Raw genomic sequence first — 25446 nt, forward strand, 5'->3', positions numbered from 1 at the left:
CCCGGCGAGAGTTGCAAGCTGTAGTGCCCTGTGGCCGCGCCGAATGGCAATCCGCGCGCGCCGATCGGGCACCAGATGATCGGTACTGCGCGAATCTTGCCACTTACGAGCCACTTCGCGCACCCCGGGTTTCCGGGCTTTTTCCGGCTACGGTTGGCCCGTGACTGCAGATCCACTGGCCCCGCTGCTCGCGCTGGCCGACGTCGAGCCCGCGTTCACCGCCGCGCGCGAGCGCGTCGACAGCGCGATGCGCCATCGCGCGCTGCGCCGCAACGGCGGCCAGGTGGCCGCCGAGGTGAGCCTGCGGGCCGCGGTGGCCAGTGCGGCCCTGGAGGAGCACCGGTACGACCTCGAAGAGGTACGCGCCGGCACGGTCACCGACCCGGTGGTTCAAGGTGCGCTACGCGTCGCCGAGGCGCTGGGCGGACTCGTCGACCTGTGGCCCCGAGCGCCGCGTCAGGTGCTCGCCCGGCTGCATGTGCTGGCGGCCCGCGGCGTCGTCCCGGAGTCGGCGCTGGGCCGGCTGGAGACGGGCGCCGAGCGCATCGATGCGCTGGCCGGGCTCGTGGCCGGCAACGACCGCACCCCGCCGCTGCTGCTCGCGGCCGTCGTGCACGCCGAGCTGCTGACCCTCAAGCCGTTCGCGGGTCCGGCCGGCATCGTCGCCCGCGCGGCGGCCCGGCTCACCCTCATCGGCCGCGGCTTCGACCCCCGCGGCCTGGTCGGCGTGGAGGCCGGGCACCTGGCCCGCGAGCCCGAGTACGTGGGCGCGGCGGGGGCCTACGCCACCGGCACGCCCGACGGTGTGCGGTCCTGGCTGCGGCACTACGCGGCAGCGGTGTCCGCGGGAGCCGACGAGATCGCGGAGATCGGTGACACCGTGCTGAGCCCTTCGGGTACGTAACTCCTCGCCCGGTTGGCTGCCATCTGCGTCGATGTCCGGAACACCCGGTTTATGCCGGGCTCGATTGGCATACTCGGCCGGGTGGGAGACGACTGGAAGCGTCCGTACACCCCGGGCTCGGGCCGCTGGCTGGTGATCGGCTGGGAAGCCATCGCGCTGGCCCTGCTCGGCTGGAGCACGGTCGAGCAGTTCGGGCTGGCCGGCGCCGGGGTTCGCATCCTGGCCACGGTGATCACGGCGGTCTGGGTGATCGGCGGCTGGCGGATCCGCGAGATGGGCGTCTACGTCGGCCCGGCCGGCCTGCGCGTCCGCGGGCTGCTGCGCTCCCGCACGATGCGGTGGGAGGAGATCGCCCACGTCCGGCTGCACCGGCACACCCACAAGCTCGGCCGCTGGGAGATCGAAGCCGGCATGACCGTGCTGATCGAGCGCCGCGACGGGACGATGGTCAACACCGAACTGTGGGCCCAGGGGATGGACTTCCACTCCCGGCCGCACGTCTTCCGCGCGGTCTATCGCGAGCTGCGGGAGCGGCACCTGGCCGCGGTCGCCCCGGCCTGAGCCGGACATGAGGACGGCGCCTCACAGGTGAGGCGCCGTCGCTTCGCACGTCCTACCGGGCTATCAAGCGTGCACCTGGGTCGTTGTCGGCAGTCCTGATGAGGTGCCGCCGCAACGTGCCTGCCGTGGCTGATCGCGCGTGGGTTCCCGGTGGCCGTACACGGTGCTCCTTGACGGGCTCCGCTCTTTCTTTCTACGCCCGGCCGCCCTTGATCGCCAGAGTTTCGGCAGCGTGAAGCCACCCGAAGGGATTAGTCAGACCCATCCGGGGGCTCAGGCGAGGGCGGCGCGGGTGCGGCGGTGGCGGCCGTAGATGGCTATTCCGATCGCGACCCCGACCCCCACGCCGAGCGCGGCCGCGGCCACCGGCACGGCCGGGCGTTCCCGCAATCTGCGACCCAGCGGTACGGGGTGCCGGAACTCCAGCACCGGCCAGGACCGCTCCAGCGCGACCCGGCGCAGCGTGCGGTCCGGGTTCACCGTGCTGGGATGGCCGACCGCCTCCAGCAGCGGCAGATCACTGCTCGAGTCCGAGTACGCGTAACACTCCGCCAGGTCGTACCCGCGCTCCTCGGCCAGCTCGCGGACGCCGTCGACCTTGCGCGCGCCGGCCGCGTAGAACTCGACCTCGCCGCTGAACCGGCCGTCGACGATGCCCATCCGGGTGGCGATCACGTCGGTCACCCCGAGCAGCGCCCCGATCGGCCGGACCATCTCGTCACCGGAGGCCGACACCAGCACGACGTCCCGGCCGGCGGCCTGGTGCTCGCCGATCAGGATGGCCGCTTCCGCGTACACGTACGGGTTGATCAGCTCTTCCAGGGTCTCCGCCACGATCTGCTGGACCTGCTCGACCTTCCAGCCCTTGCACAGCGCGGCGAGGTAGTCGCGCGTGCGGGCCATGGTCTGCTCGTCCGTGCCGCCCAGCCGGAACATCAACTGGGCGTAGGCGGATTTGACCACGTCGCGGCGGCTGATCAGCCCATCGCGGTAGAACGGCCGTCCGAAGGCCAGCGCGCTGGACTTGGCGATGACGGTCTTGTCTAGGTCGAAGAAGGCGGCACTGGGGCCCACGGGCCGAAAGTCTAGCCGCACGACGCACCGTCCCGGCCGCCTCGGGCCACGGACCGCGATGAAAATACCCCGGGACGGTAGTCGGTCACCGTGGGTACTCGACGGTGGCGGACTCCTGAGGCATGCTTGTGGTGCGACTGTGATTCATGTTGTCTGTGTGCAACAGGTGGGATCCAGCGAGTCGCACTCACTTTCCCGCTCACAGATTCTCGGTGATTGCGCCCCCCGCGGTCACCGGGTCCGATTCGGCTCGACCCCCCCCCGGAGCCGAATCCCAGGACGGCCCCCGACTCCCCCGTCGGGGGTCGTTCCCTTCTGTGCCGCTCAGGCGCCGGCTGCTTCCGCGCTGCTCAGGCGCCGGCTCTCATCCTGCTCGGCGCGTCCGTCCGCCTCGGACAGGCCGAAGAGATCGCACAGGCCGGTGACGGTGAGCACCTGGCGAAAGCTCGGGCTGGGGTTCGTCACGACGAAACGCGCGTCGCGCTCGGTGGCGACCCGGTAACCCTCGATGAGCGCGCCGAGGCCGGTCGAGTCGATGAAGGTGGCCGCGCGCAGGTCGACCCGCAGCTCCGGCGGGGACCATTCGGCGACGGCGTCCCGCATGGCCTGGGCGACCTCGTCGGCGTTGGTGAAGTCGATCTCGCCCACCACGGCGACGCAGGCCGTCCCGTCATCGCCGAGCGAGCTCTCGGTCGGGTGCTCCATGCCAACTCCATCGGTCCGGGTCGGCCCAACATACCCAACCCCGCGGACGTTCATTCCCCTCACGTATCGGCTGGGCGACCCCCGAGGTTACCCACGATCGCCACGCGATAACAGATCACTTTCCGGCCCGGGGCGTCGTCCACACCCACGGGTTGTCCACAGGCCGGGGCCGGGCCGGTTGAGGGTTGCCGGGTCTCAGCGCGACGGTGAGCGCCCAACAGCCCGCCTACCCGTGGAGCCACGATGCCAGCCCGCACTCCCGTCCGTACCGGACCGCGCCTGCCGCTCGTCGTGACGGCCGATCCGGACCTCCTCGACGACCTGCTGCGCCTGGCCGCCGCCGGCGGCACCGAGGTCGACGTGGCGCCCGACCCGGTGGCGGCCCGTCCCCGCTTCGCGGCCGCCCCGCTGGTGGTGATCGGGGCCGACCAGGCCGCGGCCTGCCTGCGCGCCCGGCTCCCGCGCCGCCCTCGCATGGTCATCGTCGGCCACCTCCCGGCGATCGAGGCGGCCTGGGAAGTCGCCGGGGACCTCGGCGCCGAGCACGTGGCCGCGCTGCCGACGGCCGAGCCGTGGCTCGTCGACCGCTTCGCCGAACGCATCGAGCCGGCCCCACCGGGCCGGGTGCTCGCCGTGATCGGCGGCCGGGGTGGCGCGGGAGCGAGCATCCTCGCGGGCGCCCTGGCGGTGACCGCGACGAGCAGCGGCCACCGCACACTCCTGGTCGACGCCGACCCGGTGGGCGGCGGCCTCGACCTGGTGCTGGGCTGGGAGGGGATGGACGGCCTGCGCTGGCCGGCCCTGGCCGCCACGGGCGGCCGGGTGAACCCGCCGGCGCTGCTCAAGGCCCTGCCGCACCGCGGGGACCTGGTGCTGCTGTCGTTCGCCCGCGACGAGGTGCTGCCGGTGCCGGCCGAAGCGATGGCGGCGACCCTGGACGCGGCCCGCCGCGGTCGCGACGTGATCATCGCGGACCTGCCCCGCCGGCTCGACGACGCGGCGACGCTGGCCCTGGCGGCGGCCGATCAGACGATCATGATCGTGCCGGCCGAGCTGCGGGCGACCGCGGCGGCTTCCCGGATCGCGGCGATGGTCAAGATGCACTGCGACAACCTCGCGGTCGTGGTCCGCGGCCCGGCGCCCGGAAAACTGAAGGCGCGAGAGGTGGCGCGGTCGATCGGACTTCCGCTGGCCGGGTCACTTCGGCCGGAAGCGGCTATCTGCCAGGCGCTGGAGAAGGGGGACGCCCCGGCCGCCGACGGTCGTGGGCCGCTCGCCGAGCTGTGCAAACGCCTGATCCGGCAACTGGTCCAGGAAGAGCGCGCGGAGGTGGCCGCGTGAGCGTCACCGTCGGCCGGCACGCTGCCGGCAAGTTCTACCCCGAGGTCGCAGAACGGGTACGGCGACAGTTCGCCGCTGACGGCGTGGAGGCGACCCCGGCGGCCGTCGTGTCGGCGGTGCGGGCCGAGCCGGGTGCTGCCGTGCTGGGCGACACCGCCGTGCTGCGACTCGCGGACCGGGTGCACGACCAACTCGTCGGCGCCGGGCCGCTGGCACCGCTGCTGGCCGACCCCACGGTCACTGACGTGCTGGTCAACGGCGTGCAGGTGTGGGTGGACCGGGGTGCGGGGCTGCAGCGTGCGGCCATAGCGCTCGGGGATGCCGACGACGTACGACGGCTGGCCCAGCGGCTGGCGGCTGCCTGCGGACGGCGGCTGGACGACGGTCAGCCGTACGCCGACGCGCGGCTCGCGGACGGGACCCGCCTGCATGCTGTGCTCCCGCCGGTGGCGACGAGTGGGCCGTACCTGTCGCTGCGGACGTTCCGGCAGCGGCCGTTCAGCCTCGGCGACCTGGTCGAGCACGGCACTGTTCCGCCGGCGCTGGCTCCGCTGCTCGCTGCGGTGGTGGCGGCTCGGCTCGCGTACCTGGTCACCGGGGGAACGGGGTCGGGGAAGACGACGCTGCTGGGGACGTTGCTGGGGCTCGTACCGCATACCGAGCGGATCGTGCTGGTGGAGGACGCCGCCGAGTTGCGGCCGGTGCATCCGCATGTGGTGGCGTTGCAGGCGCGTACGGCCAATGTCGAGGGTGCCGGGGCGGTGGGGCTCACCGACCTGGTACGGCAGGCATTGCGGATGCGGCCGGACCGACTGGTGGTCGGCGAGTGCCGGGGCGCGGAGATCGTCGACCTGCTGGGCGCATTGAACACCGGGCATGACGGTGGGGCGGGCACGCTGCACGCGAATGCGGCTGGTGACGTACCGGCCCGGCTCGAGGCGCTGGGCATGCTCGGTGGTCTGCCCCGGGCGGCGCTGCACGCACAGGTGCTGGCGGCGCTTCAGGTGGTTCTGCAGGTACGGCGTACCGACCGGGGCCGGGTGCTGGAGTCCGTCGGGGTGCTGCGGGCGGCGGGGGAGCAGCGGCTGGTGACTGTCGTACCGGCCTGGCAGCTGGGGCGAGGTGCGGGGCCGGGTGCCGAGACGCTGGCCCGCCAGCTGACCGATCGAGGGTTTACGGTCCCGCCGATCCTCCAGGGCGCAAAGCCGTGAGCGGGGTGGCGTGGATGCTCGCCGCCGGGTTGCTGGCGGGGGCGGCTGCCGTTGCGGCCTGGCCGGCAGGGGCGGTGCTGCGGCGGCTCAACGGGCGCCGGCCGGGCAGTGTCAGCGCCGTGAGTTTTCGCTGGCTGTGGGCCGAGGCGCGGAGGGTGGCCGACGGTTCACCGCGGCGGGCGGTCGGCATCGCGGTCGCGGCGGGCGCGGCGGCGGGCACGATCGGGGGTGGGCCGGTGGCTGGGCTGGTGCTCGCGGTCTACGGGGGGCTCGGGGCTCGGGCTGCTGTCCGCCGCGCTGCCCGTCGCCGGGGTGTCGCGGCGCGGTCCCGCAGCCTCGACGGGTTGACCGCGCTGGCCGCCGATCTGCGTGCTGGCTCGGCGGTAGGGGCGATGCCCCTCGCCGCCTCACCGGCGGGCTCCCGCGACTCCGATCGTCGGCTGGCCGAGTTGACCGCCGCGGTGATGCGGCTGGCCGAGCGGACCGGCGCGCCCGCTGCTGACCTCGTCGAACGGATCGAGGCTGACGCCCGGGCCGGTGACCGTTCGCGGGCCACAGCGGCTGCGCAGGCGGCCGGCGCCCAGGCCACCGCGGTGCTGCTGGCGGGGTTGCCGGTCGGCGGGATCGCGCTCGGCTACGGGATCGGGGTCGACCCGCTGGACGTCTTGCTGGGGACGCCGATGGGAGCAGCGTGCGCTATCGGCGCGGTCCTGCTGCAGTGCGCCGGCCTTCTCTGGGCCGACCGGCTTTCGAACGGACCGGCGCGATGACAACCGAGCCGATGTGCGGAGCTGCCGCGTTTCTTCGACCGGGTCGACCGGCCCGAGTTCCTTTCAAGCCTTGCTGCGCTGCCGCGATCCTGCACGCCGCACGAGCTCCCGAATCCCCTCCACCCTGTCCACGGGCTGAGCTGCTGAACGTCACCGCAGCGCGCTTCGCGCTGACGCCGGTCCGCGAGGTGATCCCTTGATCGCCGTCCTCGGCCTGGCCGGGCTGGCGGCGCTCCTCGGCTTGTCCTTCGCCCGGCGGTGGGCGGTGCGGCGGCGACTACTCCGGCTGGGCAGATCACCCGGCGGCTCGCCCGGCCGCAGCCCGCGCTTCCTGATCGGCGTCGCTGCCGGCCTCGCGGTGGTCGGGCTGGTCGGGCACTGGTGGGCCGTGCCGTTCGGGATCGCCACCGGTGCCGGGGTGGATCAGTTCCTGCGGCGCCGTGAACCCGCCGACGTGCGCGCGGCCCGCCGGCGAGCCGTCGAGGATCTACCCCTGGGAGCCGACCTCCTCGCCGCGGTCCTGCGCGCCGGAGCTCCCGTCGACCGGGCGGTCTCCGCCGTCGCGGACGCCCTCGGCGGCCCGCTCGGGGAGCGGCTCGACCGGGTGGGCCGCTCCTTGCGCCTGGGAGCCGAACCACCGGAAGCGTGGGCGCACCTGGCCGGTGTGCCCGGCGCGGACCGGCTCGTCGCGGCAGCCGTCCGGTCCAGCGCCAGCGGCGGCGCGCTGGCCGGCGCGCTGACCCGGCTCGCCGACGACCTGCGCGGCGACCGGTCGGTGGCGGTCGAGGCGGCGGCCCACCGTGCCGGAGTCCTCATCGTTCTGCCGCTCGGGCTGTGCTTCCTGCCCGCCTTCGTGCTCGCCGGCCTCGTACCGGTGGTCGCCGCGGTCCTGGGCGACGTCCTGTGAGAGCCGCCGCCGGCAAGGCCCGGTGAGAACCAACCGCAAGCTCGCCGGCCTGGTTGCCGGTGCTGGTCGCCGTCCGCGGCGACGTCCCGCGAGAATCCACCACAAGAAGGAGATCCACGTGCACAGACTGTTCCTCCGCCTGGCCGGCCTGCGAGGCGACGACGACGGCATGAATACCGCCGAATACGCGGTGGGCACCCTCGCGGCCGTGGCGTTCGCCGGCATTCTGCTCAAGGTTCTCAGCAGCCCGGCCGTGCAGGCGGCGCTGACCGGCGTGATCAACGACGCCCTGAAGTGAGTGGGCGCCGGTGGCCCGGTCGTCTGCGGGCACTCGGGACGGACAGGGGTGCGTTCACCGCCGAGATGGCGGCCGGGCTGCCGGCGCTCATGCTGCTGCTGTTCGCCGGGCTGACGGCGGTCGGGGCGGTGACCGCTCAGGGCCGGTGCGTGGACGCCGCCAGGGAGGGCGCGCTGGTCGCCGCCCGCGGCGGACCGGGCGTTGCGGCGGCCGCCCGGATAGCTCCGGCGGATGCTCAGATCGATCTGGTGGAGGGCGAGGAGACGGTGACGGTCATGGTGCGTGCTCCGGTTCCGATCCTGGGCGGCCACCTTCCGGCCATTTCGGTACGCGCGGAAGCAGTCGCCGCCCGCGAGCCCGAGTCGACCGGGACGGTCCCATGAGGACGGCTGACGATCGGGGTGCCGCCTCGATCTTCGTGCTGGCCATCGGGCTGGTGCTCGTCGCAGCCGGGGTCGCCGGGGCGGCTGTCGGCGCGGCGCGGGTCGGGCGGCATCAGGCTCGGACAGCGGCTGATCTGGGCGCACTGGCCGGCGCAGTCCGCGCGGGGGAAGGCGTGGAGGCAGCTTGTCGAAGAGCCGAGCGGTTCGTCCTCGCCAACGGTGCGCGGATGATCTCCTGCCGTGTCGAGGGCCTGGAGATCGTCATCGCCGTCCGGGTCACCGTGACGCCACTCCCGGGACTCACCCGCTACGCGTCAGCTGCCGCCCGCGCGGGACCGGTCTGAGTCAACTCGGGAGAGCTGAGCGAGGAACGCGTCCAGGACGGCCACCGCGCCCTTCTTGTCCAGGGGGTTGTTGCCGTTGCCGCACTTCGGGGACTGCACGCACGACGGGCAGCCGGTCTCGCAGCCGCAGCTGGCGATCGCTTCCCTCGTCGCCTGCAGCCAGTCCGCCGCCGTTGCGTAGGCGCGTTCCGCGAAGCCCGCCCCGCCCGGGTGGCCGTCGTAGACGAACACCGTCGGCGCTTCCGTGTCCTGGTGGTTCGCCGTCGACAGGCCACCGATGTCCCAGCGGTCGCACGTCGCCATCAGCGGCAGCAGGCCGATCGCCGCGTGTTCCGCCGCGTGCAGCGCCCCCGGGAAGTCCGCCGGTTCCACCCCCGACGCCACGAGGAGGTTCGGTGAGAGCGTGAACCAGACCGCCACCGTCCGAAGTTCTCTCGGTGGCAGGTCCAGGGGCCGGGTGTCGATCACCTCGCCCGAGCCGATCCGCCGGCGCTGGTACGAGACCACCTGGTTCGTCACGTCGACCTCGCCCAGGAAAAGGCCGACCGGGCCGGCGTCCACGTACTCGCGGATCGAGACCACCGACAGGTCCGTCACGTCCCGGGCGTGAGTCCAGAAGCCTTCAGTCTGGTCAAGGGCGGCGGCGGGGTGGTCGGCCGGGCAGTCCGGCTCGGCCGCGTGCACCAGGGCCACCGCGTCCTCCAGGTCCAGGTCGTCCACCAGGTACGACACGCCCTGGTGCAGGTACACCGCCCCGGTGTGCAGCATGACGTGGGACGAGCCCTGGTCCACCGTGCCGAGCAGGCGGCCGGTCGCCGACTCGACCACCGAGATCGGGGCCCCGCCCGTGCCGCGCAGGTCCACGTCAGGGCGGCCGCGGTGCGTCCAGTACCAGCCCGACGGCCGGCGGCGCAGCGCTCCCGACTCCGTCAGCGCCTCCACCGCGGCGAGCGCCGGCGCACCCCCGAACAGCTCCAGGTCCGCCTTCGTCAGCGGGGCCTCCACGGCGGCGCAGCACAGTTGCGGGCCCAGCACGTACGGGTTCGCCGGGTCCAGCACCGTCGCCTCGACCGGGCGGCCGAACAGCGCCTCCGGGTGATGCACCAGGTACGTGTCCAGCGGATCGTCCCGGGCCACCAGCACCGCCAGCGCCTCGCCGCCGGCCCGGCCCGCCCGCCCCGCCTGCTGCCACAGCGACGCCCGGGTGCCCGGATAGCCGCAGATCAGCACCGCGTCCAGCCCGACCAGGTCGACGCCCAGCTCCAGCGCGTTCGTCGAGGCCAGCGCCAGCAGCTCGCCCGTCAGCAGGGCCCGTTCGATCGCCCGGCGGTCCTCCTTCAAATACCCCGCCCGGTACGCCGCCACCCGGTCACCCAGGCCCGGTACCACCTCGTCCAGCGCGCGCCGGGTCATCGTCGCCACCACCTCGGCACCACGCCGGGACCTGACGAACGCCAGGGTCCGGGTGCCCGCCACCACGGCGTCGGTCAGCAGATCAGCCGTCTCGCTCAGCGCCGACCGGCGTACCGGTGGCAGCTCGGCCGCCAGGTCGTCGAGCTCGCGCGGCAGCAGCGGCGGTTCCCACAGCGCGAAGGTCGTCGCCCCGCGCGGCGACGCGTCCTCGGTCACCGCCTCGACCGGCAGGCCGGTGAGGCGGCTCGCCGCCTGGGCCGGGTCGCCCGAGGTCGCCGAGGCCAGGATGAACGTCGGTTCGCCGCCGTACCGGGACGCGACGCGGCGGAGGCGGCGCAGGACGTGCGCCACGTGCGAGCCGAAGACCCCCCGGTACGTGTGACACTCGTCGATCACCACGTACCGCAGGCGGCGCAGGAACGCACCCCAGCGCGCGTGGCCCGGCAGCAGCGCGTGGTGCAGCATGTCCGGGTTGGTCAGCACGAACCTCGAGTGCTGGCGGATCCACTCGCGTTCCTCGCGCGGAGTGTCACCGTCGTATGTGGCCGGCCGGACCCCGTCGACGCCCAGCCGGACCAGGGCGCGCAGCTGGTCCGCCGCCAGCGCCTTGGTCGGGGACAGGTAGAGCACCGTCGCGCGGGGATCTTCCACCAGCGCGGTCAGCGCGGGCAGCTGGTACGCCATCGACTTGCCCGAGGCCGTGCCGGTCGCCAGCACGACGTGGCGGCCCGCGCGGGCCAGCTCCGCCGCCTCGGCCTGATGCTCCCAGGGCGCGGTGATGCCCCGGTCGGCGAGCGCGGAGATCACCGCGGGCGCCGCCCAGTGCGGCCACGGGACCGGGCGGCCGGCCCGGGCGGGCAGCTCCTCCACGTGGGTGACCGGCGACTGGCCGGCGCTGCGGGCGCGCAGCCGGTGCAGCAGTTCGGCCGGTCCGAGCCCGGTCAGTGCGCCGCGTGCGGCCGGGATCCCCGGGACGGTCGTGGTCACGTCTGCACTGTGACATCGGTATGGCCCGAACCTCAAACGGGTACGACGGGAGGGTGCGACGCGTCGTGCCCGGAGCGTCGGTGGTTAGATTCGCTGTGGAGATCGGCTGCCTGAAGGCTTGACCCCGAGGGAGGAGGACCGATGGAGCTGTCGCTGACGACCCGTACCGTCGGCGAGCACACGGTGCTCGACGTCGGTGGTGAGGTCGATGTCTACACGGCGCCACGCCTGCGTGAGCGGCTCGTGGAGCTGGTCGACGGTGGGTCGCGCAACGTCGTGGTGGATCTCGCCCGCGTCGACTTCCTCGACTCGACCGGCCTCGGTGTGCTGGTCGGTGCGCTGAAGCGGCTGCGCGCCGCCAACGGGACGTTCGGCCTGGTCTGCGCCAAGGAGCCGCTGCTCAAGATCTTCCGGATCACCGCGCTGGACCAGGTGTTCCCGATCTACCCCTCCGTCGAGGCGGCCACCTCGACCTCGTCCGGCGATCGCGACGACAACCCCCCGACGGCGTGATGGCCACGGTTCGGCTGTCGTTCTCCCCGGCCCCGGTGCACGTGCGTACGGCCCGGCTGGTCGGCGTGGCGGTGGCCCGGCGGGCGGGCGTCGCCGAGGAGCTGCTCGACGAGGTCCGGCTGGCCATCGGTGAGGCGTGCACCCGGGCGGTCGCCCTGCACCGGCAGTACAACCTGCCCGACCTGGTGATGGTCGAGATGTCCGACACCGACTCGTACACGGTCCGGGTCATCGACCGGGCGCCGATCGAGGCCAGCGTCGGCCTGGCCAAGCTGCCGCCGGACGAGCTGGCCGACGAGTCGCTCACCGACGAGGCGCTGACCACCGGTGTGGGCTTCGCCCTGCTCGCCGGCTTCGTTGACGACCTGCAGGTGCGCCCGGTGGAAGAAGGCGCCGGCACCGAGGTCCGGATGGTCTGGCCCGTCCACCGGCGCTGAGACAAAGGCGCCGTTGAGCGCACAAATCACACCGTTCGGCGCATGGCATGGGAAACCCCTGCTGGGGGCGTGGAGCCTAGGCGGTAACCGATTCGCGTGCCAACCGCTAACACAGCGGTAAACATCACCCTGACACGGCCGGATCCAGGTGTGACCATCACCACGTTCGGCCGCTACAGTACGCCGGTAATCAGCTACTGCTCCCTGGTTCCGCGTCCGCGGGACCAGGTTGTCGTCTCCTAGAGCAGGGAGTGCGCCCGGCGGTTTCGTCCGCTGCCCGGGTGCGGTCGGTGTACAGGAGGACATTGATGTCCGGGACCTCCATAACCCTCGCTGCGGAAAGCAGCGGGGGGTCGCTCGACAGTTCGAACGTCACGTTCGTCATCGTCGCGATCGTTTTCGCGCTGGTGGCGCTGGCCTTCGCGGCTGTCTTCGTCAAGTCGGTGCTTTCCGCGGGCCGCGGCACCACCAACATGCAAGAGATCGCGGGGGCGGTCCAGGAAGGCGCTTCGGCCTACCTGTTCCGGCAGTTCAAGACCCTCGCCATTTTCGTCGTCATCGCGGTCGTGCTGCTGTTCCTGCTGCCGGTGCACAACACCGACAGTGAGACTGCCGTCAAGGTCGGCCGGTCGCTGTTCTTCATCGTCGGTGCGGTGTTCAGCTCGTTCATCGGCGGCGCGGGCATGGCCCTGGCCACCCGGGCCAACCTGCGGGTCGCCGCGGCGGCCGGCGAGGCCGGTGGCCGCGAGAAGGCGATGGGTATCGCGTTCCGCACCGGTGGCGTGGTCGGCTTCCTCACCGTGGGCCTGGGCCTGTTCGGTGGCGCGCTGGTCGTGCTGATCTACCGCAGCGACGCCCCGACCGTGCTCGAGGGCTTCGGCTTCGGCGCCGCGCTGCTCGCCATGTTCATGCGGGTCGGCGGCGGCATCTTCACCAAGGCCGCCGACGTCGGCGCCGACCTGGTCGGCAAGGTCGAGCAGGGCATCCCGGAGGACGACGCGCGTAACCCCGCGACCATCGCGGACAACGTCGGCGACAACGTCGGTGACTGCGCCGGCATGGCCGCGGACCTCTTCGAGTCGTACGCGGTGACGCTGGTCGCGGCGCTGATCCTGGGCCAGGCCGCGTTCGGCCAGGACGGCCTGATCTTCCCGCTGATCGTCTCCACGGTCGGCGTGGTCATCGCCATCGTCGGCGTCTTCATCACCCGGCTCCGCGCGTCGGACAAGAACGGCCTGACGGCCATCAACCGCGCCTTCTACATCTCGGCCGTGCTGTCCGCGGTCATCGTGGCGATCGTCAGCTTCGTCTACCTGCCGGACACCTTCGCGGGCTTCGGCGCCGACGCGGGCATCGACCAGGGCGTGATCGAGAGCGGTCGCAACCCGCAGTTCGTCGCCATCGGCGCCGTCGTCATCGGCATCGTGCTGGCCGCCGCCATCCAGGCGCTGACCGGCTACTTCACCGAGACCGAGAAGCGCCCGGTGCAGGACATCGGCAAGTCGTCGCAGACCGGTGCGGCCACCGTCGTGCTCGCCGGTATCAGCGTCGGCCTCGAGTCGGCCGTCTACTCGGCGCTGCTCATCGGCGCGGGCGTCTTCGGCGCGTACCTGCTCGGCGGCACCTCGATCACGCTGTCGCTGTTCGCGGTCGCGCTGGCCGGCACCGGCCTGCTCACCACGGTCGGCGTCATCGTCGCGATGGACACCTTCGGCCCGATCTCGGACAACGCGCAGGGCATCGCGGAGATGTCCGGCGACATCGACGAGAACGGCGCGCGGATCCTGACCGAGCTCGACGCGGTCGGCAACACCACCAAGGCGATCACCAAGGGCATCGCGATCGCCACGGCCGTACTGGCCGCGACGGCGCTGTTCGGGTCGTACACCAACACCCTGCAGTCGTCGCTGGCCGACGCGGGCATCCCGGCCGACCAGATCGGCGCCCGGATCCTCGGCCTGCTGAACATCTCGGACCCGCGCAACCTGGTCGGCCTGCTGATCGGCGCCGCGGTGGTGTTCCTCTTCTCCGGCCTGGCCATCAACGCCGTGTCTCGCTCGGCGGGCGCGGTCGTGATGGAGGTACGCCGCCAGTTCCGCGAGTTCCCGGGCATCATGGAGCGCACCCAGCGCCCCGAGTACGGCAAGGTCGTCGACATCTGCACCCGGGACGCCCAGCGTGAGCTGCTCACTCCCGGTCTGCTCGCCATCCTGGCGCCGATCGCGGTGGGCTTCGGCCTGGGCGCCGGCGCGCTGGCCTCCTACCTGGCCGGTGCGATCGGCGCGGGCACCCTGATGGCCGTCTTCCTGGCCAACTCGGGTGGCGCCTGGGACAACGCCAAGAAGCTGGTCGAGGACGGTGCGTACGGGGGCAAGGGCTCCGAGGCGCACGCGGCCACGGTCATCGGCGACACGGTGGGTGACCCGTTCAAGGACACCGCCGGTCCGGCCATCAACCCGCTGCTCAAGGTCATGAACCTGGTGTCGCTGCTGATCGCCCCGGCCGTGGTGACCCTGAGCATCGGCACCGACGCCAACGACCCGGTCCGGATCATCCTCGCGGTGGTCGCGGCCCTGATCGTGGCCGGTGCGGTGGTCTGGAGCAAGCGCAAGCCGATCTCCATGGGCGAGCCCAGCCCGACCACGGAGACCAAGTCGGAGCGGATCAGCGCCTGATCCCAGCACGACGGAGAGGGCACCCGGCACTCGCCGGGTGCCCTCTGTCGGAGGTTGGCCGTACGCTGCAATCCATGCGCACGGCCCGCACCACACCCTTACTGCTTGTTCTCTCGTTCGTCGTGACACTGGGTGGTTGCGCGGGCGGTCCCGCGCCCCGCGCCTGGGCCGCCTCGGTCTGCACGGTGCTCGCGCCCTGGCGTTCCGAGATCGGCACCCTGGCGACCCGCACCCAGCAGCAGATGACCGCCGAGACCACCCCGGCGCAGGCCAAGGAAAACCTGACCCGGCTCTTCGGCGGGGCCGAGTCGGCCAGTGAGAAGGCCCGGGCCGGCGTGCGGAAGGCCGGCGTACCGGACGTCGAGCAGGGCAAAGAGGTCGCCGACAGCTTCACCGCCTCGCTGAGCGCGATGCGCGACGCGTACGGGCGGGCCAAGAGCGGCATCGCGGCGCTGGCCACCAGCCCGTCGAAGGACTTCTACACCAAGGTCGGCTCCGTGGTGGAGACCCTCAACGTCGAATACAAGCAGAGTGAGCTGGACACCAGCCGGCTCGACTCGGCAGAGCTGAAGAAGGCGTTCGACGAGGCGCCGGAATGCCGCTGACGGGCACCTGCTGATGACGGAGCGCCGCTGACCATGACCGAGCCCGGGTGGCCGCTGATCCCGCGTGAGGTGCTGCCCGCGCCGGTTCCGGACGCCCGGGTCCCGGCCGCGCCGAAGGTCCGGCGCCGCGCGGCGCTGACGGTGCCGGCCGGGCGACAATTGTCGATCTTCGGGGTGGAGGCGGCCGATCCGTCGCTGGCCGACCTGGCCGGGCTGCTCACCGGTCCCGGGCGGCTGGGCCGGATGGGCGGTACGGCCAGAGTGGCGGTCCGGGTGGACGCCGCCTGGCGGGTGCACGTGCTGGTCGAGGAGCTGGTCTCCCGGGGGCTGGTGGTCACCTGGGCGCCGGTGACGACCGACGGCGTCGACGATCACGTGGCGGAACTCACGGCCGAGCCGGTGGAGCTGACCCTGGCGGCCGTCGAGGAGCCCGCCGAGCCGGCCGACGAACCGGCCGCAGCCGACGACGAGGGCGCGACCGGTGACGAGCCCGAGGCCGCCGAAGCCGCGACGGTAGATAAGAAGGAGAACGCGGAGCCCCGTACCGTCTCTTTCGAGGTCCGGACCGCTTACAGCAGCCGGCTGGACCCGCTCGCCCGGGCCTGGCCACCGCCGGCCGACCGGCTCTTCCTGACCGGATCGCAGCTGCGGCTGTGGGTCGCCGCGGCCGGGTCGCCGCGGCCCGAGGGCTACGCGCTCGGTCTGGATCCCGACGGCTTTCTTGACAAAGCCGCGGACGCCGCGCTGACCCGGGTCGGTCTGGCCGGCACCATCCAGGCCGGTCCGGCGTACGTCATCGCAGGTCGCAGGCGTCTCGCCCGGCTCGCCGAGCTGGTCGGCGAACGGCCCGCCGCGGCCCCCGAAAGGCTGTGGCCGGGCGCCGCCGCCGGTTGACCTTCGGTGATTGTGTCCGACACGACGCCATGTTCGCGGTGTACGGTGTCGCCGTCGGACGCATGCGGTGGCCGGACCGTTACCATCCGACTTCTCCGTTGCCCGGGGAATGCCTGCTCGTCCGGCGCGTTACGTTGAACGTCCGCGTGTCCGTCGTCCGCGACGGTCCGCCGATCGATCGAGAAGTGTGGGAGTGCCGTGCCGGAGAAAGCCAGGACGACCCGTCTGGTCATCGTCGAGTCCCCGTCGAAGGCCAAGACGATCGCCGGCTATCTGGGGCCCGACTATTTTGTCGAGGCCTCCTTCGGTCATGTCCGGGACCTGCCGAAGAACGCCGCCGACGTGCCCGCCAAGTACAAGGGCGAGTCGTGGGCGCGGCTCGGCGTCGACGTCGACAACGGCTTCCACGCGCTCTACGTGGTCTCACAGGACCGCAAGGCCCAGATCGCCAAGCTGACCAAGCTGGCCAAAGAGGTCGACGAGATCCTGCTCGCCACCGATGAGGACCGCGAGGGCGAGGCCATCGCCTGGCACCTGGTCGAGACGATCAAGCCCAAGGTCCCGATCAAGCGGATGGTCTTCCACGAGATCACCAAGGCGGCCATCCAGGCCGCGGTGGCCAACCCCCGCGAGATCGACAAGGACCTGGTCGACGCGCAGGAGGCCCGGCGCATCCTGGACCGGCTCTACGGGTACGAGGTCAGCCCCGTCCTGTGGAAGAAGGTGATGCCCCGCCTGTCCGCCGGGCGCGTCCAGTCCGTGGCGACCCGGATCGTGGTCGAGCGGGAGCGCCAGCGGATGGCGTTCCGCACCGCGGAGTACTGGGACATCAACGCTCTGCTGTCCGTGCAGGGCAGGACCGAGGGCACCAAGTCGTTCTCGGCCACCCTGATCGCCCTGGACGGCGACCGGATCGCCACCGGCCGTGACTTCGAGCCGACCACCGGCCAGGTCAAGCCCGGCGCCGGCGTGGTCCACCTGGACGGCGACGGGGCCCGCGGGCTCGCGGCGCGTCTCGAGGACCGCCCGTTCACGGTCACCCGGGTGGAGGAGAAGCCGTACCGGCGCAAGCCGTACGCGCCGTTCATCACCTCGACGCTGCAGCAGGAAGCCGCCCGCAAGATGCGCTTCTCCTCGTCGCAGACCATGCGCACGGCCCAGCGGCTGTACGAGAACGGCTACATCACCTACATGCGTACGGACTCGGTGAACCTCTCCGAGACCGCGATCAGCGCGGCCCGCCGCCAGATCGCCGAGCTGTACGGGGCCAACAACGTGCCGCCGCAGCCCCGCCGTTACACCGGCAAGGTCAAGAACGCGCAGGAGGCGCACGAGGCGATCCGCCCCGCGGGGGACAACTTCCGTACCCCTGGCGAGGTCGCCAACGAGCTGTCCACCGACGAGTTCAAGCTCTACGAGCTGATCTGGCGCCGTACGGTCGCGTCGCAGATGACCGACGCCGTCGGCAACTCCGTCTCGGTGCGCATCCGCGCGATCTCCACCGCCGGTGAAGAGGTCGACTTCGGGGCCAGCGGCAAGACCATCACCGACCCGGGCTTCCTGCGCGCCTACGTCGAGTCGTCCGACGACGAGAACGCCGAGGCTGAGGACGCCGAGCGCCGCCTGCCGAACCTGGTCAAGGACCAGCCGCTGACGGCCGAGGAGCTCAACGCGATCGGTCACCACACCTCGCCGCCCGCCCGCTACACCGAGGCGTCGCTGGTCAAGGCCCTGGAAGAGCTGGGCATCGGCCGCCCGTCGACCTACGAGTCGATCATGCGGACGATCCAGGACCGGGGGTACGTGGACAAGCGCGGCCAGGCGCTGATCCCGTCGTTCATCGCGTTCGCGGTCATCGGCCTGCTCGAGGGCCACTACCCGCGGCTGGTCGACTACAACTTCACCGCCGCGATGGAGACCCAGCTCGACGACATCGCCGGCGGCGACCACGCGGCCCTGGACTTCCTCACCTCCTTCTACTTCGGCAGCGACCTGGGCGCGGACGACTCGATCGCCAAGGCCGGCGGCCTGAAGAAGATGGTCACCGAGAACCTCAGCGACATCGACGCCCGCGCGGTCAACTCGATCCCGCTGTTCACCGACGACGCCGGCCGCAACGTGGTGGTCCGCGTCGGCCGCTACGGGCCGTACCTGCAGCGGGCCCTGCCCGACGCCACCGAGGAGGCGCCCGAGGACCGGGTGTCGATCCCCGAGGGCGTCGCCCCGGACGAGCTGACCGTCGAGAAGGTCAACGAGCTGTACCTGGGTGGTGGCGGCGAGCGCAGCCTGGGCGACGACCCGGCCACCGGCGAGTCCGTGACGCTCAAGTCGGGTCGCTTCGGCCCGTACGTGCAGAGCGGCGAGAAGAAGTCCAGCCTGTTCAAGTCCCAGACGCCGGACACCCTCACCCTCGAGCAGGCCCTGCGGCTGCTGGAGCTGCCCCGCACCGTCGGCAAGGACCCCGAGGGCGCGGAGATCGTCGCGGCCAACGGTCGCTACGGGCCGTACGTGAAGCGCGGTGACGACTTCCGCTCGCTGGAGAGCGAGGACAAGCTCTTCACCGTGACGCTGGACGAGGCGCTGGCCCTGCTCGCCGCCCCGAAGACCCGCCAGCGCCGGGCCGCCGCGCCGCCTCTGCGCGAGATGGGCAACGACCCGGCCACCGACAAGCCGATGGTGATCAAGGAAGGCCGCTTCGGCCCGTACGTGACGGACGGCGAGTTCAACGCGTCGCTGCGCCGCGGCCAGACGCCGGAAGAGCTGACCGTCCAGCAGGCCTCCGAGATGCTCGCCGAGAAGCGCGCCAAGGGACCCGCCCCCAAGAAGAAGGCAGCGGCCAAGAAGGCGCCGGCCAAGAAGGCGGCAGCCGCCTCCTCCGACGCCACCCCCGCCAAGAAGGCTGCCGCCAAAAAGGCACCCGCCAAAAAGGCCGCCGCCAAGAAGGCCACCCCCGCCAAACGTGCCACCAACTCCTCCCCAGCCGCCAAGAAGACCGCCCCCGCCAGAGCGACTGCCAACGCGGAATAGCGGACCTCGGTAAGAAGTGGCCCTCAGGAGGGCCACTCCTTGGCGCCGCCGGCCTGAGGCGTCCCGCCGGACCACTTGGCGGGCGGGTTGCGGCAAGCTGCTGGAAGGCGGCGGCGACCACAGCCCGCGCCTGATCATCGGTGCGCGCCCATGCGGCCGCGTCGACCACGGACCGTGGCATCCGGGTGCGTGGAGGCTCACCGATGGCCTCAGCCGGGTGAGTGGTGCGGTGCACGACGACGTCCGGTGGGCGGCCGGGAGGTCGGCGACCGGCCGGCACGAGCACGTGGATGCGCTCCTCGTATCCGCGCAAACCGCCGGCTTGCGCTGCGCTGACCCCGGCCAGCATCGTCTGCTGACCGGCGGCGAGCACGGCGATTTATCGGCGCTCGTCGGCAGAGATCGGGCCGCTGTGCGTGACGAGCACCGACCGCGTCGGTTGCTGCCGGCGGCCGGTCGCGAGTCGGTGACGCACCGCCTTGCGGGAGGTCAGCCCGACGGCCTGTGCCACGGAGACACTGAATTCACCGGGCCAGCGTGCCGGACGTCGCCTGCCTGTGGACAAGCCTGTGGATAACTAGCCGAGGACGCGGTCCAGGTAGGCGTTGGTGAAGGTGCGGGCCGGGTCGAGCTGGTCGCGGACTGCCACGAAGTCGTCGAACTTCGGGTAGGCCCGGCGCAGCGATTCCGCGTCGCGGTAGTGCATCTTGCCCCAGTGCGGCCGTCCGCCCAGCGGCTCGCACACCGCCTCGAACGCCCGGAAGTACGGCTCGTACGGGCTGCCGCTGAACTGGTGCACCGCGATGTACGCCGAGTCGCGCCCGTAGCCGTGCGACAGCCAGATGTCGTCCGGGCCGGTGAACCGCACCTCGACCGGGAACTGCACCTTGAACGGCAGAGCCTCGATGATCCGGGGCAGCGCCCCCAGCGCCTCGCCCAGACACTCCCGGGGGATCTCGTACTCCATCTCGGTGAACCGGACCCGGCGCGGTGTGCAGAAGACCCGGTCGGAGCGGTCCGTGTACGTGCGGGCGGTCAGCGCACGAGCAGCGACGGCGCTGATGCCCGGCACGGTCGCCGGGACAGCCCGGCCCAGCCGGCAGGCGGCCTGGAAGACCGTGTTGGCCAGCAGCTCATCGTCCAGCCAGCCCCGGAACGCCGACAGCGGCCGGTCCGACACCGGCACCTTGTTGTTGCGCTTGAGCTGGGCCCGGTCCGTGTACGGGTACCAGTAGAACTCGAGGTGGTCGTTGGTGGCGATGCCCTCGTCCAGGCTCGCGAGCACCTCGGACAGGGCCATCGGCCGTTCGTCGGCCAGCAGCACGAACGCCGGCACGCAGCGCAGCGTCACCTCGACGAGGACGCCCAGCGCCCCGATGCCCAGGCGGGCCGCGGGGAACAGGGGCGAGCTCGCATCGATGCGCTGCACTTCGCCCGTACCGGTGACCAGGGTGACCGCCTCGACGCACGAGGCGAGCGTGGAGTGGGCTTGACCACTGCCATGCGTACCGGTGGAGATGGCCCCGGCGACCGTCTGCTGGTCGATATCGCCCAGATTGGGCATCGCCAGGCCGTGCTCAGCCAGGAGCCGGTTGAGCCGGTGCAGCGGCATGCCCGCCTGCACCGTGACCAGGTCGCCGTCGACCGCGATCAGCTCGCTGAGCCGGTGCAGCAGCAGCCGCCGGTCGTCGGCCACCGCGATCGCGGTGAACGAGTGCCCGCTGCCGACCGCCTTGACTTTGTGTCCGGTGGCGGACGCCTCCTTGACGAGGGCGGCCACCTCGTCGACAGTGCCAGGGGTCAGGACCTCGGCGGCCACGGAGTGCTGGTTACCGCCCCAGTTACGCCAGTGCAGAGACATAGTCATTCCGGCTTTGTCCTCCCGACGAGCGGACAGTCGCACAAAACCGGGAATGCCGCGTGTCCCCGGCGTCCCGTCGATGCATCTCGCTCGTTGATCCGAGTAACGTTCCCATTATCACTGCTGAGAGGGAGTGGCGACGCGTGTCGACACCAACCGTCACCACCGGACCGCTGCGGCGGGTTCCGGTGCAGGGCAGAAGCGTTGCCCGGGTCCAGCGCATGCTCGACGCCTGCGCGGAGCTGGTGGACGAGGTCGGGTACGAGGGCCTGACCACGACCCTGCTCGCCGAGCGGGCCGAGGTCGCCATCGGCTCGGTCTACCAGTTCTTCCCCGACAAGCGGGCCATCGTCCAGGCCCTCGCCATGCGCAACATGGACGCGTACCTGCAGTCGCTGTCGGCACGCTTCGCCAACGAGACGTTCGCCCACTGGTGGGACGGCGTGGACGCGGCGATAGACGCCTACATCCACATGCACCGCAGCGTCCCGGGCTTCCGGACGCTGCACTTCGGCGACGTGGTGGACCTGCACCTGCTCGACGCCGAACGCGACAACAACGCGGTCATCGCCGACCGGCTGGCCGAGCTGCTGGTGGAGCAGTTCCAGCTGATGGACCGGGCGCGGCTGCGCTTCGCCCTGCTCATCGCGGTGGAGGCGTCGGACGCGCTGATCAAGCTGGCGTTCCGGCGCGACCTGACCGGCGACGAGGCCGTGCTGACCGAGGCCAAGGCGCTGATCAGGGAGTATCTGCACCGGCACGTGCCCGCCTGAGTCAACCGAGGAACGCATACCCCTCTCCCCGGTACGTCGGGGTCGGCGCGGCCGTGTCGCCGTCGACGAGGTGCACCTCGTTGACGTGCTCACACAGCTCGCCGGCCTTGGCGTGGCGGAACCACACCCGGTCGCCCGGCCGCAGGTTCTCCGCCGCGGCGCCCAGCAACGGCGTCTGCACCTCGCCGGCGCCCTCGTCGCCGCGCATGTGCAGGCCCTCGGGCAGCCACGGGGTGGGCTGGCGGGACGGTCCGGTCGGCCCGGAGGCGATCCAGCCGCCGCCGAGCACGGTCGCGATCCGCGGGCCCGGCCGGCGGACCACCGACAGCGCGAAGAACGCCGCCGGGGTCGGCTGCCAGGCGCGGTAGCCGTCGAACAGGGTGGGTCCGAACAGGCCCGAGCCGGCAGCGACCTCGGTCACCGACGGGTCGGCGGCGGTCAGCGCCATGCTGCCGGTGCCACCGCCGTTCACGAATTCCAGGTCGGCGTGCTCGCGTACCGCCCGGACCGCGGCCAGCCGGCGGCGCAGCAGCTCCGGCAGCGACCGGCGCTGCATCATCCGGATGGCGCGGGCCCGCAGGGCCTGACCGGGCGGGGCGTCGCCGAGCCCGGCGATGTGCGCCTCGTAGGACATCATCGCGACCAGGCGGAAGCCCGGCCGCTTGACCAGCCGGGCGGCGAGGGATCCGGCCTGGGCCGCGGAGTGCACGGGGGAGCGGCGGACGCCGATGTGCAGCGGTCCGGCGGGCCGCCAGGAGGCGTCGAGTTCCAGACAGATCCGCACGTCGGGCCGCCGGCCCGGCGCCACGACGGCATCGACCACGTCCAGGTGGTCGGGATGGTCGACCATGATCGTGATGGCGGCGGCCAGCTGCGGGTCGGCGGCCAGCTGGGCGATCGCGGTCCGGTCGACGCTGGGGTACGCCACCAGCACGTCGTCCGTGACACCACTGCGCACCAGCCAGATCGCCTCCGGCAGGGTGTACGCCATCACGCCGGACCAGCCGGGGCGGGCCAGCACCCGGTCGAGCAGGGCCCGGACCCGGACCGACTTGCTGGCGACCCGGATCGGCTTGCCGCTGGACCGGGCCGACAGCGCGGCGGCGTTGGCGTCGAAGGCGGCCAGATCCACCACCGCCAGCGGCGTCTCCAGGCCGTCGGTGGCACGGTCCAGGCGTTTCTGCAGCGCACTGCGTTCGACGATCACAACGGCAACTTAACGGGTCCCGGCCTTATGCGAAACACCTTCATTTTTGCGCCACCCGAATGAGCGTTCCCGCGGTCTGTCAGGGGCGCCCGTTAGAGTGCTTCGAGCAATGACCACGGGGAGGTAGGGCCATCGACACCGAAACGAGCTCGGCGCGCAAGGAGGCCAGCCCCCCGGTGGACCTCTCCGGGGCGGCGGCGCTGCGTTCCGTGCTGCGGATCCGCCCGTTCCGGCGGCTCTGGCTCGTGCTCAGCGTGGCCTCGTTCGGCGACTGGATCGGCACCCTGGCCACCGCGCTGTTCGCCTCCCAGCAGGTCACCGGCAGCGTCGCGCAGGGCAGCGCGTTCAGCAGCACGATCGCGATCCGGCTGCTCCCGGCGCTGCTGCTCGGCCCGATCGCCGGCGTCATGGCCGACCGGTTCGACCGGCGCTACACCATGGTCATCTGCGACGTCCTGCGCTTCTTCGTGTACGGCTCGATCCCGGTCGTCGCCCTGCTCAGCGACTCCGGTGGCCTCATCGTCACCTGGGCGGTCATCGCCACCTTCATCGGCGAGACGGTCACCCTGATGTGGATCCCGGCCAAGGAGGCCGCGGTCCCCAACCTGATCCCCAAGGGCCGCCTCGAGGTCTCCAACCAGCTCACGCTGATCACCACGTACGGCATCACCCCGATCCTGGCCGCCCTCGCGCTCGCCGCCCTCGACGGTGTCGTCCGCGGCCCGATCGGCGGCCTGCCGGACTGGGCCGAGCCGGTGCAGATCGCGCTCTGGATCAACGCCTTCTCCCGGGCCGCCACGGCCGCCGTCGTCTTCTTCGGCATCAAGGAGATCAGCGAGGGCCACCGCGAACGCAAGGAGAAGAACGCCGAGACGTCGATGTTCCGCCAGTTCGTCGAGGGCTGGAAGTACATCGGCGGCACCCCGTTCGTCCGCGGCCTGGTGCTCGGCATCTTCGGCGCGTTCGCCGGCGCGGGCATCGTCATCGGCACCGCCCGGTTCTTCACCGCCTCGCTGGGCGCCGGCGACGCCGCGTTCTACCTGCTCTTCGCCACCCTGTTCATCGGCCTGGCGGCCGGCATCGGCCTCGGCCCGATGATCGTCAAGGAGCTGTCCCGGCGCCGCTGGTTCGGCATGAGCATCGTGCTGGCCAGCGGCGCGGTCGGCTTCCTGTCCGTGGCGTTCCACCTGTCCATGGCGCTCTTCGGTGCGCTGTTCGTGGGCGCGGGCGCCGGCATGGCGTTCCTGGCCGGCGTCACCCTGCTCGGCGGCCAGGTCAACGACGAGGTACGCGGCCGGGTCTTCGCCGTCGTGCAGATCGGCGCCCGGCTCGTCCTGCTGCTGGCCATCTCGCTGGCCGGTGTCCTGGTCGGCCTGGGCAGCTCCCGCACCATCTCGGCCGGCAGCCTCTCGGTCGACATCTCCTCCACCCGCATCCTGCTGCTGGTCGCCGGCGTCATCGGCGTCTGGACCGGGATCAGTGCGTTCCGCCAGATGGACGACAAGCGCGGCGTACCGGTGCTGGCCGACCTGTGGAGCTCGATCCGTGGCCGCCCGCTGTCACCAGGCGAGGACTTCACCCGGCACGGCATCTTCGTGGTCTTCGAAGGTGGCGAGGGCGCGGGCAAGTCGACGCAGGTCACCCGCCTGTCGGAGGCCCTGATCGAGGCCGGGCACGACGTGGTGGTGACCCGCGAACCGGGCGCGACGGACATGGGCGCGCGGATCCGCAGCCTGGTGCTGTCCAACGGCGAGGGCGCCGACGCGCCGTCGCCGCGCGCCGAGGCGCTGCTCTACGCCGCCGACCGGGCCCACCACGTGGCCACCGTCGTGCGCCCGGCGCTGGGCCGCGGCGCGGTGGTGATCAGCGACCGGTACGTGGACTCGTCGCTGGCGTACCAGGGGGCCGGTCGCACGTTGCCGGTCCAGGAGATCTCCTGGCTGTCCTCCTGGGCGACCGGCGGTCTCAAGCCGGACCTGGTGGTGCTGCTCGACGTCGACCCGACCGTGGGGCTGGGCCGGGTCGACAAGCGTGGCCTCGGCACCGACCGGCTGGAGAGCGAGTCCCGGTCCTTCCACGAACGCGTCCGCTACGCCTTCCTCGACCTGGCCTCGGCGGACCCGAAGCGCTACCTGGTGCTGGACGCGGCCCGCCCGGCGGACGAGATCGCCGACGCGGTCGCGACCCGGCTCAACGCGATGCTCACCGAAGGCGACGACAGCCACCCGGACCCGGCGTCGACCGCGGTGCCGCCGGGCCCGGACCTGAACGCGCCGGACCTGGCGGACACGATGGTGGTCCCGCCGCACGCGGGACCCGACGAGACGCTGGTGATGCGCACGGGGTCGGGCGCGGTGGCGACGAGCGGCTCGGACGAGACGATCGTGGTCCGGCCGGCCTCGGTCGCCGGCCCGGACGACACGATGGTGATCCGCCCGGGCGCGGGCCCGGACGACACGATGGCCCTGCCTGCCGACGCGACCATGGCCTTACCGCGGTCCACGCCGGACGACCCGAACGCGACCGTGATGGTGTCCCGGCCCGCGTCGGATGACC

22 protein-coding genes are annotated in these 25446 nt (G+C 72.0%); 17 read left to right on the plus strand and 5 right to left on the minus strand.

Going from position 1 to position 25446, the window contains the following annotated elements; genetic code table 11:
* Nucleotides 1–160 precede the first annotated feature (160 nt).
* Together AB0C12_RS22655 and AB0C12_RS22660 are read left to right on the plus strand one after the other, a co-directional pair.
* Nucleotides 161–904 carry an oxidoreductase gene (locus AB0C12_RS22655; RefSeq protein WP_360550937.1) on the plus strand — a complete coding sequence of 248 codons (744 nt, stop codon included), beginning with the start codon at nt 161–163 and terminating at the stop codon, nt 902–904.
* Nucleotides 905–985: 81 nt separating this feature from the next.
* Nucleotides 986–1465 carry a PH domain-containing protein gene (locus AB0C12_RS22660; RefSeq protein WP_360550939.1) on the plus strand — a complete coding sequence of 160 codons (480 nt, stop codon included), beginning with the start codon at nt 986–988 and terminating at the stop codon, nt 1463–1465.
* A 273-nt stretch (nt 1466–1738) separates the two neighbouring features.
* On the opposite strand, the gene AB0C12_RS22665 is transcribed toward AB0C12_RS22660, so the two are convergent.
* Together AB0C12_RS22665 and AB0C12_RS22670 are read right to left on the minus strand one after the other, a co-directional pair.
* Nucleotides 1739–2539, minus strand: a complete 801-nt coding sequence (locus tag AB0C12_RS22665) for an HAD family hydrolase (protein ID WP_360550941.1) — start codon at nt 2537–2539, stop codon at nt 1739–1741.
* A 324-nt stretch (nt 2540–2863) separates the two neighbouring features.
* Complete coding sequence (locus tag AB0C12_RS22670) at nt 2864–3244, minus strand: STAS domain-containing protein (protein ID WP_360550943.1); 381 nt, start codon at nt 3242–3244, stop codon at nt 2864–2866.
* A gap of 243 nt (nt 3245–3487) precedes the next feature.
* Between AB0C12_RS22670 and ssd the strand changes: the two genes are divergently transcribed.
* From ssd to AB0C12_RS22705, 7 genes are all read left to right on the plus strand, one after another.
* On the plus strand, nt 3488–4585 hold the full coding sequence (ssd, locus tag AB0C12_RS22675; protein ID WP_360550945.1) for a septum site-determining protein Ssd: 1098 nt from the start codon (nt 3488–3490) through the stop codon (nt 4583–4585).
* Nucleotides 4582–5796, plus strand: a complete 1215-nt coding sequence (locus AB0C12_RS22680) for a TadA family conjugal transfer-associated ATPase (RefSeq protein ID WP_360550947.1) — start codon at nt 4582–4584, stop codon at nt 5794–5796. The genes ssd and AB0C12_RS22680 overlap by 4 nt, the downstream gene beginning before the upstream one ends.
* Nucleotides 5793–6566 carry a hypothetical protein gene (locus AB0C12_RS22685; RefSeq protein WP_360550949.1) on the plus strand — a complete coding sequence of 258 codons (774 nt, stop codon included), beginning with the start codon at nt 5793–5795 and terminating at the stop codon, nt 6564–6566. The genes AB0C12_RS22680 and AB0C12_RS22685 overlap by 4 nt, the downstream gene beginning before the upstream one ends.
* 196 nt (nt 6567–6762) lie before the next feature.
* Nucleotides 6763–7473 carry a type II secretion system F family protein gene (locus AB0C12_RS22690; RefSeq protein WP_360550951.1) on the plus strand — a complete coding sequence of 237 codons (711 nt, stop codon included), beginning with the start codon at nt 6763–6765 and terminating at the stop codon, nt 7471–7473.
* A gap of 169 nt (nt 7474–7642) precedes the next feature.
* On the plus strand, nt 7643–7771 hold the full coding sequence (locus AB0C12_RS22695; RefSeq protein ID WP_360551935.1) for a DUF4244 domain-containing protein: 129 nt from the start codon (nt 7643–7645) through the stop codon (nt 7769–7771).
* Nucleotides 7772–7836: 65 nt separating this feature from the next.
* Nucleotides 7837–8154 (plus strand): TadE family type IV pilus minor pilin, encoded by a 318-nt coding sequence (locus tag AB0C12_RS22700; RefSeq protein WP_360551937.1) that lies wholly within the window; start codon nt 7837–7839, stop codon nt 8152–8154.
* On the plus strand, nt 8151–8498 hold the full coding sequence (locus tag AB0C12_RS22705) for an Rv3654c family TadE-like protein (protein ID WP_360550953.1): 348 nt from the start codon (nt 8151–8153) through the stop codon (nt 8496–8498). The genes AB0C12_RS22700 and AB0C12_RS22705 overlap by 4 nt, the downstream gene beginning before the upstream one ends.
* Here the strand turns inward: AB0C12_RS22705 and AB0C12_RS22710 are convergent.
* Nucleotides 8469–10898: a DEAD/DEAH box helicase gene (locus AB0C12_RS22710; protein ID WP_360550955.1), complete on the minus strand. Its 2430-nt coding sequence runs from the start codon at nt 10896–10898 to the stop codon at nt 8469–8471. The two genes, AB0C12_RS22705 and AB0C12_RS22710, sit on opposite strands and share 30 nt — an antisense overlap.
* Nucleotides 10899–11039: 141 nt before the next feature.
* On the opposite strand from AB0C12_RS22710, the gene AB0C12_RS22715 reads away from it, so the two are divergent.
* The 6 genes from AB0C12_RS22715 to topA all read left to right on the plus strand — a co-directional run bounded on the left by AB0C12_RS22715 (nt 11040) and on the right by topA (nt 19049).
* Entirely contained in the window at nt 11040–11411 is a 372-nt protein-coding gene (locus tag AB0C12_RS22715) for an STAS domain-containing protein (protein WP_212993692.1), read from the plus strand.
* Nucleotides 11408–11848 carry an ATP-binding protein gene (locus AB0C12_RS22720; RefSeq protein ID WP_212993691.1) on the plus strand — a complete coding sequence of 147 codons (441 nt, stop codon included), beginning with the start codon at nt 11408–11410 and terminating at the stop codon, nt 11846–11848. The genes AB0C12_RS22715 and AB0C12_RS22720 overlap by 4 nt, the downstream gene beginning before the upstream one ends.
* 308 nt (nt 11849–12156) lie before the next feature.
* Nucleotides 12157–14523: a sodium-translocating pyrophosphatase gene (locus tag AB0C12_RS22725; protein ID WP_360550958.1), complete on the plus strand. Its 2367-nt coding sequence runs from the start codon at nt 12157–12159 to the stop codon at nt 14521–14523.
* A 74-nt stretch (nt 14524–14597) separates the two neighbouring features.
* Nucleotides 14598–15128 (plus strand): hypothetical protein, encoded by a 531-nt coding sequence (locus AB0C12_RS22730; protein WP_360550960.1) that lies wholly within the window; start codon nt 14598–14600, stop codon nt 15126–15128.
* 33 nt (nt 15129–15161) lie between these two features.
* A complete protein-coding gene (locus tag AB0C12_RS22735; protein WP_360550962.1) occupies nt 15162–16022 on the plus strand; it encodes a hypothetical protein in 861 nt (286 codons plus the stop codon).
* 198 nt (nt 16023–16220) lie between these two features.
* Nucleotides 16221–19049 carry a type I DNA topoisomerase gene (gene topA, locus AB0C12_RS22740; protein ID WP_360550964.1) on the plus strand — a complete coding sequence of 943 codons (2829 nt, stop codon included), beginning with the start codon at nt 16221–16223 and terminating at the stop codon, nt 19047–19049.
* A gap of 577 nt (nt 19050–19626) precedes the next feature.
* Here topA and AB0C12_RS22745 read toward each other — a convergent pair.
* Complete coding sequence (locus AB0C12_RS22745) at nt 19627–20916, minus strand: D-arabinono-1,4-lactone oxidase (RefSeq protein ID WP_360550966.1); 1290 nt, start codon at nt 20914–20916, stop codon at nt 19627–19629.
* Nucleotides 20917–21053: 137 nt separating this feature from the next.
* Between AB0C12_RS22745 and AB0C12_RS22750 the strand changes: the two genes are divergently transcribed.
* Nucleotides 21054–21683: a TetR family transcriptional regulator gene (locus AB0C12_RS22750; RefSeq protein ID WP_360550968.1), complete on the plus strand. Its 630-nt coding sequence runs from the start codon at nt 21054–21056 to the stop codon at nt 21681–21683.
* Between the two features lies 1 nt (nt 21684).
* Here the strand turns inward: AB0C12_RS22750 and AB0C12_RS22755 are convergent, their stop codons facing one another.
* Entirely contained in the window at nt 21685–22890 is a 1206-nt protein-coding gene (locus tag AB0C12_RS22755; RefSeq protein ID WP_360550970.1) for an amino acid deaminase/aldolase, read from the minus strand.
* A gap of 245 nt (nt 22891–23135) precedes the next feature.
* On the opposite strand from AB0C12_RS22755, the gene tmk reads away from it, so the two are divergent.
* Nucleotides 23136–25446 (plus strand): dTMP kinase (gene tmk, locus AB0C12_RS22760; protein WP_360551939.1); only part of this gene is annotated, 2311 nt, incomplete at its 3' end.

Source organism: Actinoplanes sp. NPDC048967, from assembly GCF_040649415.1.
GTDB lineage: Bacteria > Actinomycetota > Actinomycetes > Mycobacteriales > Micromonosporaceae > Actinoplanes.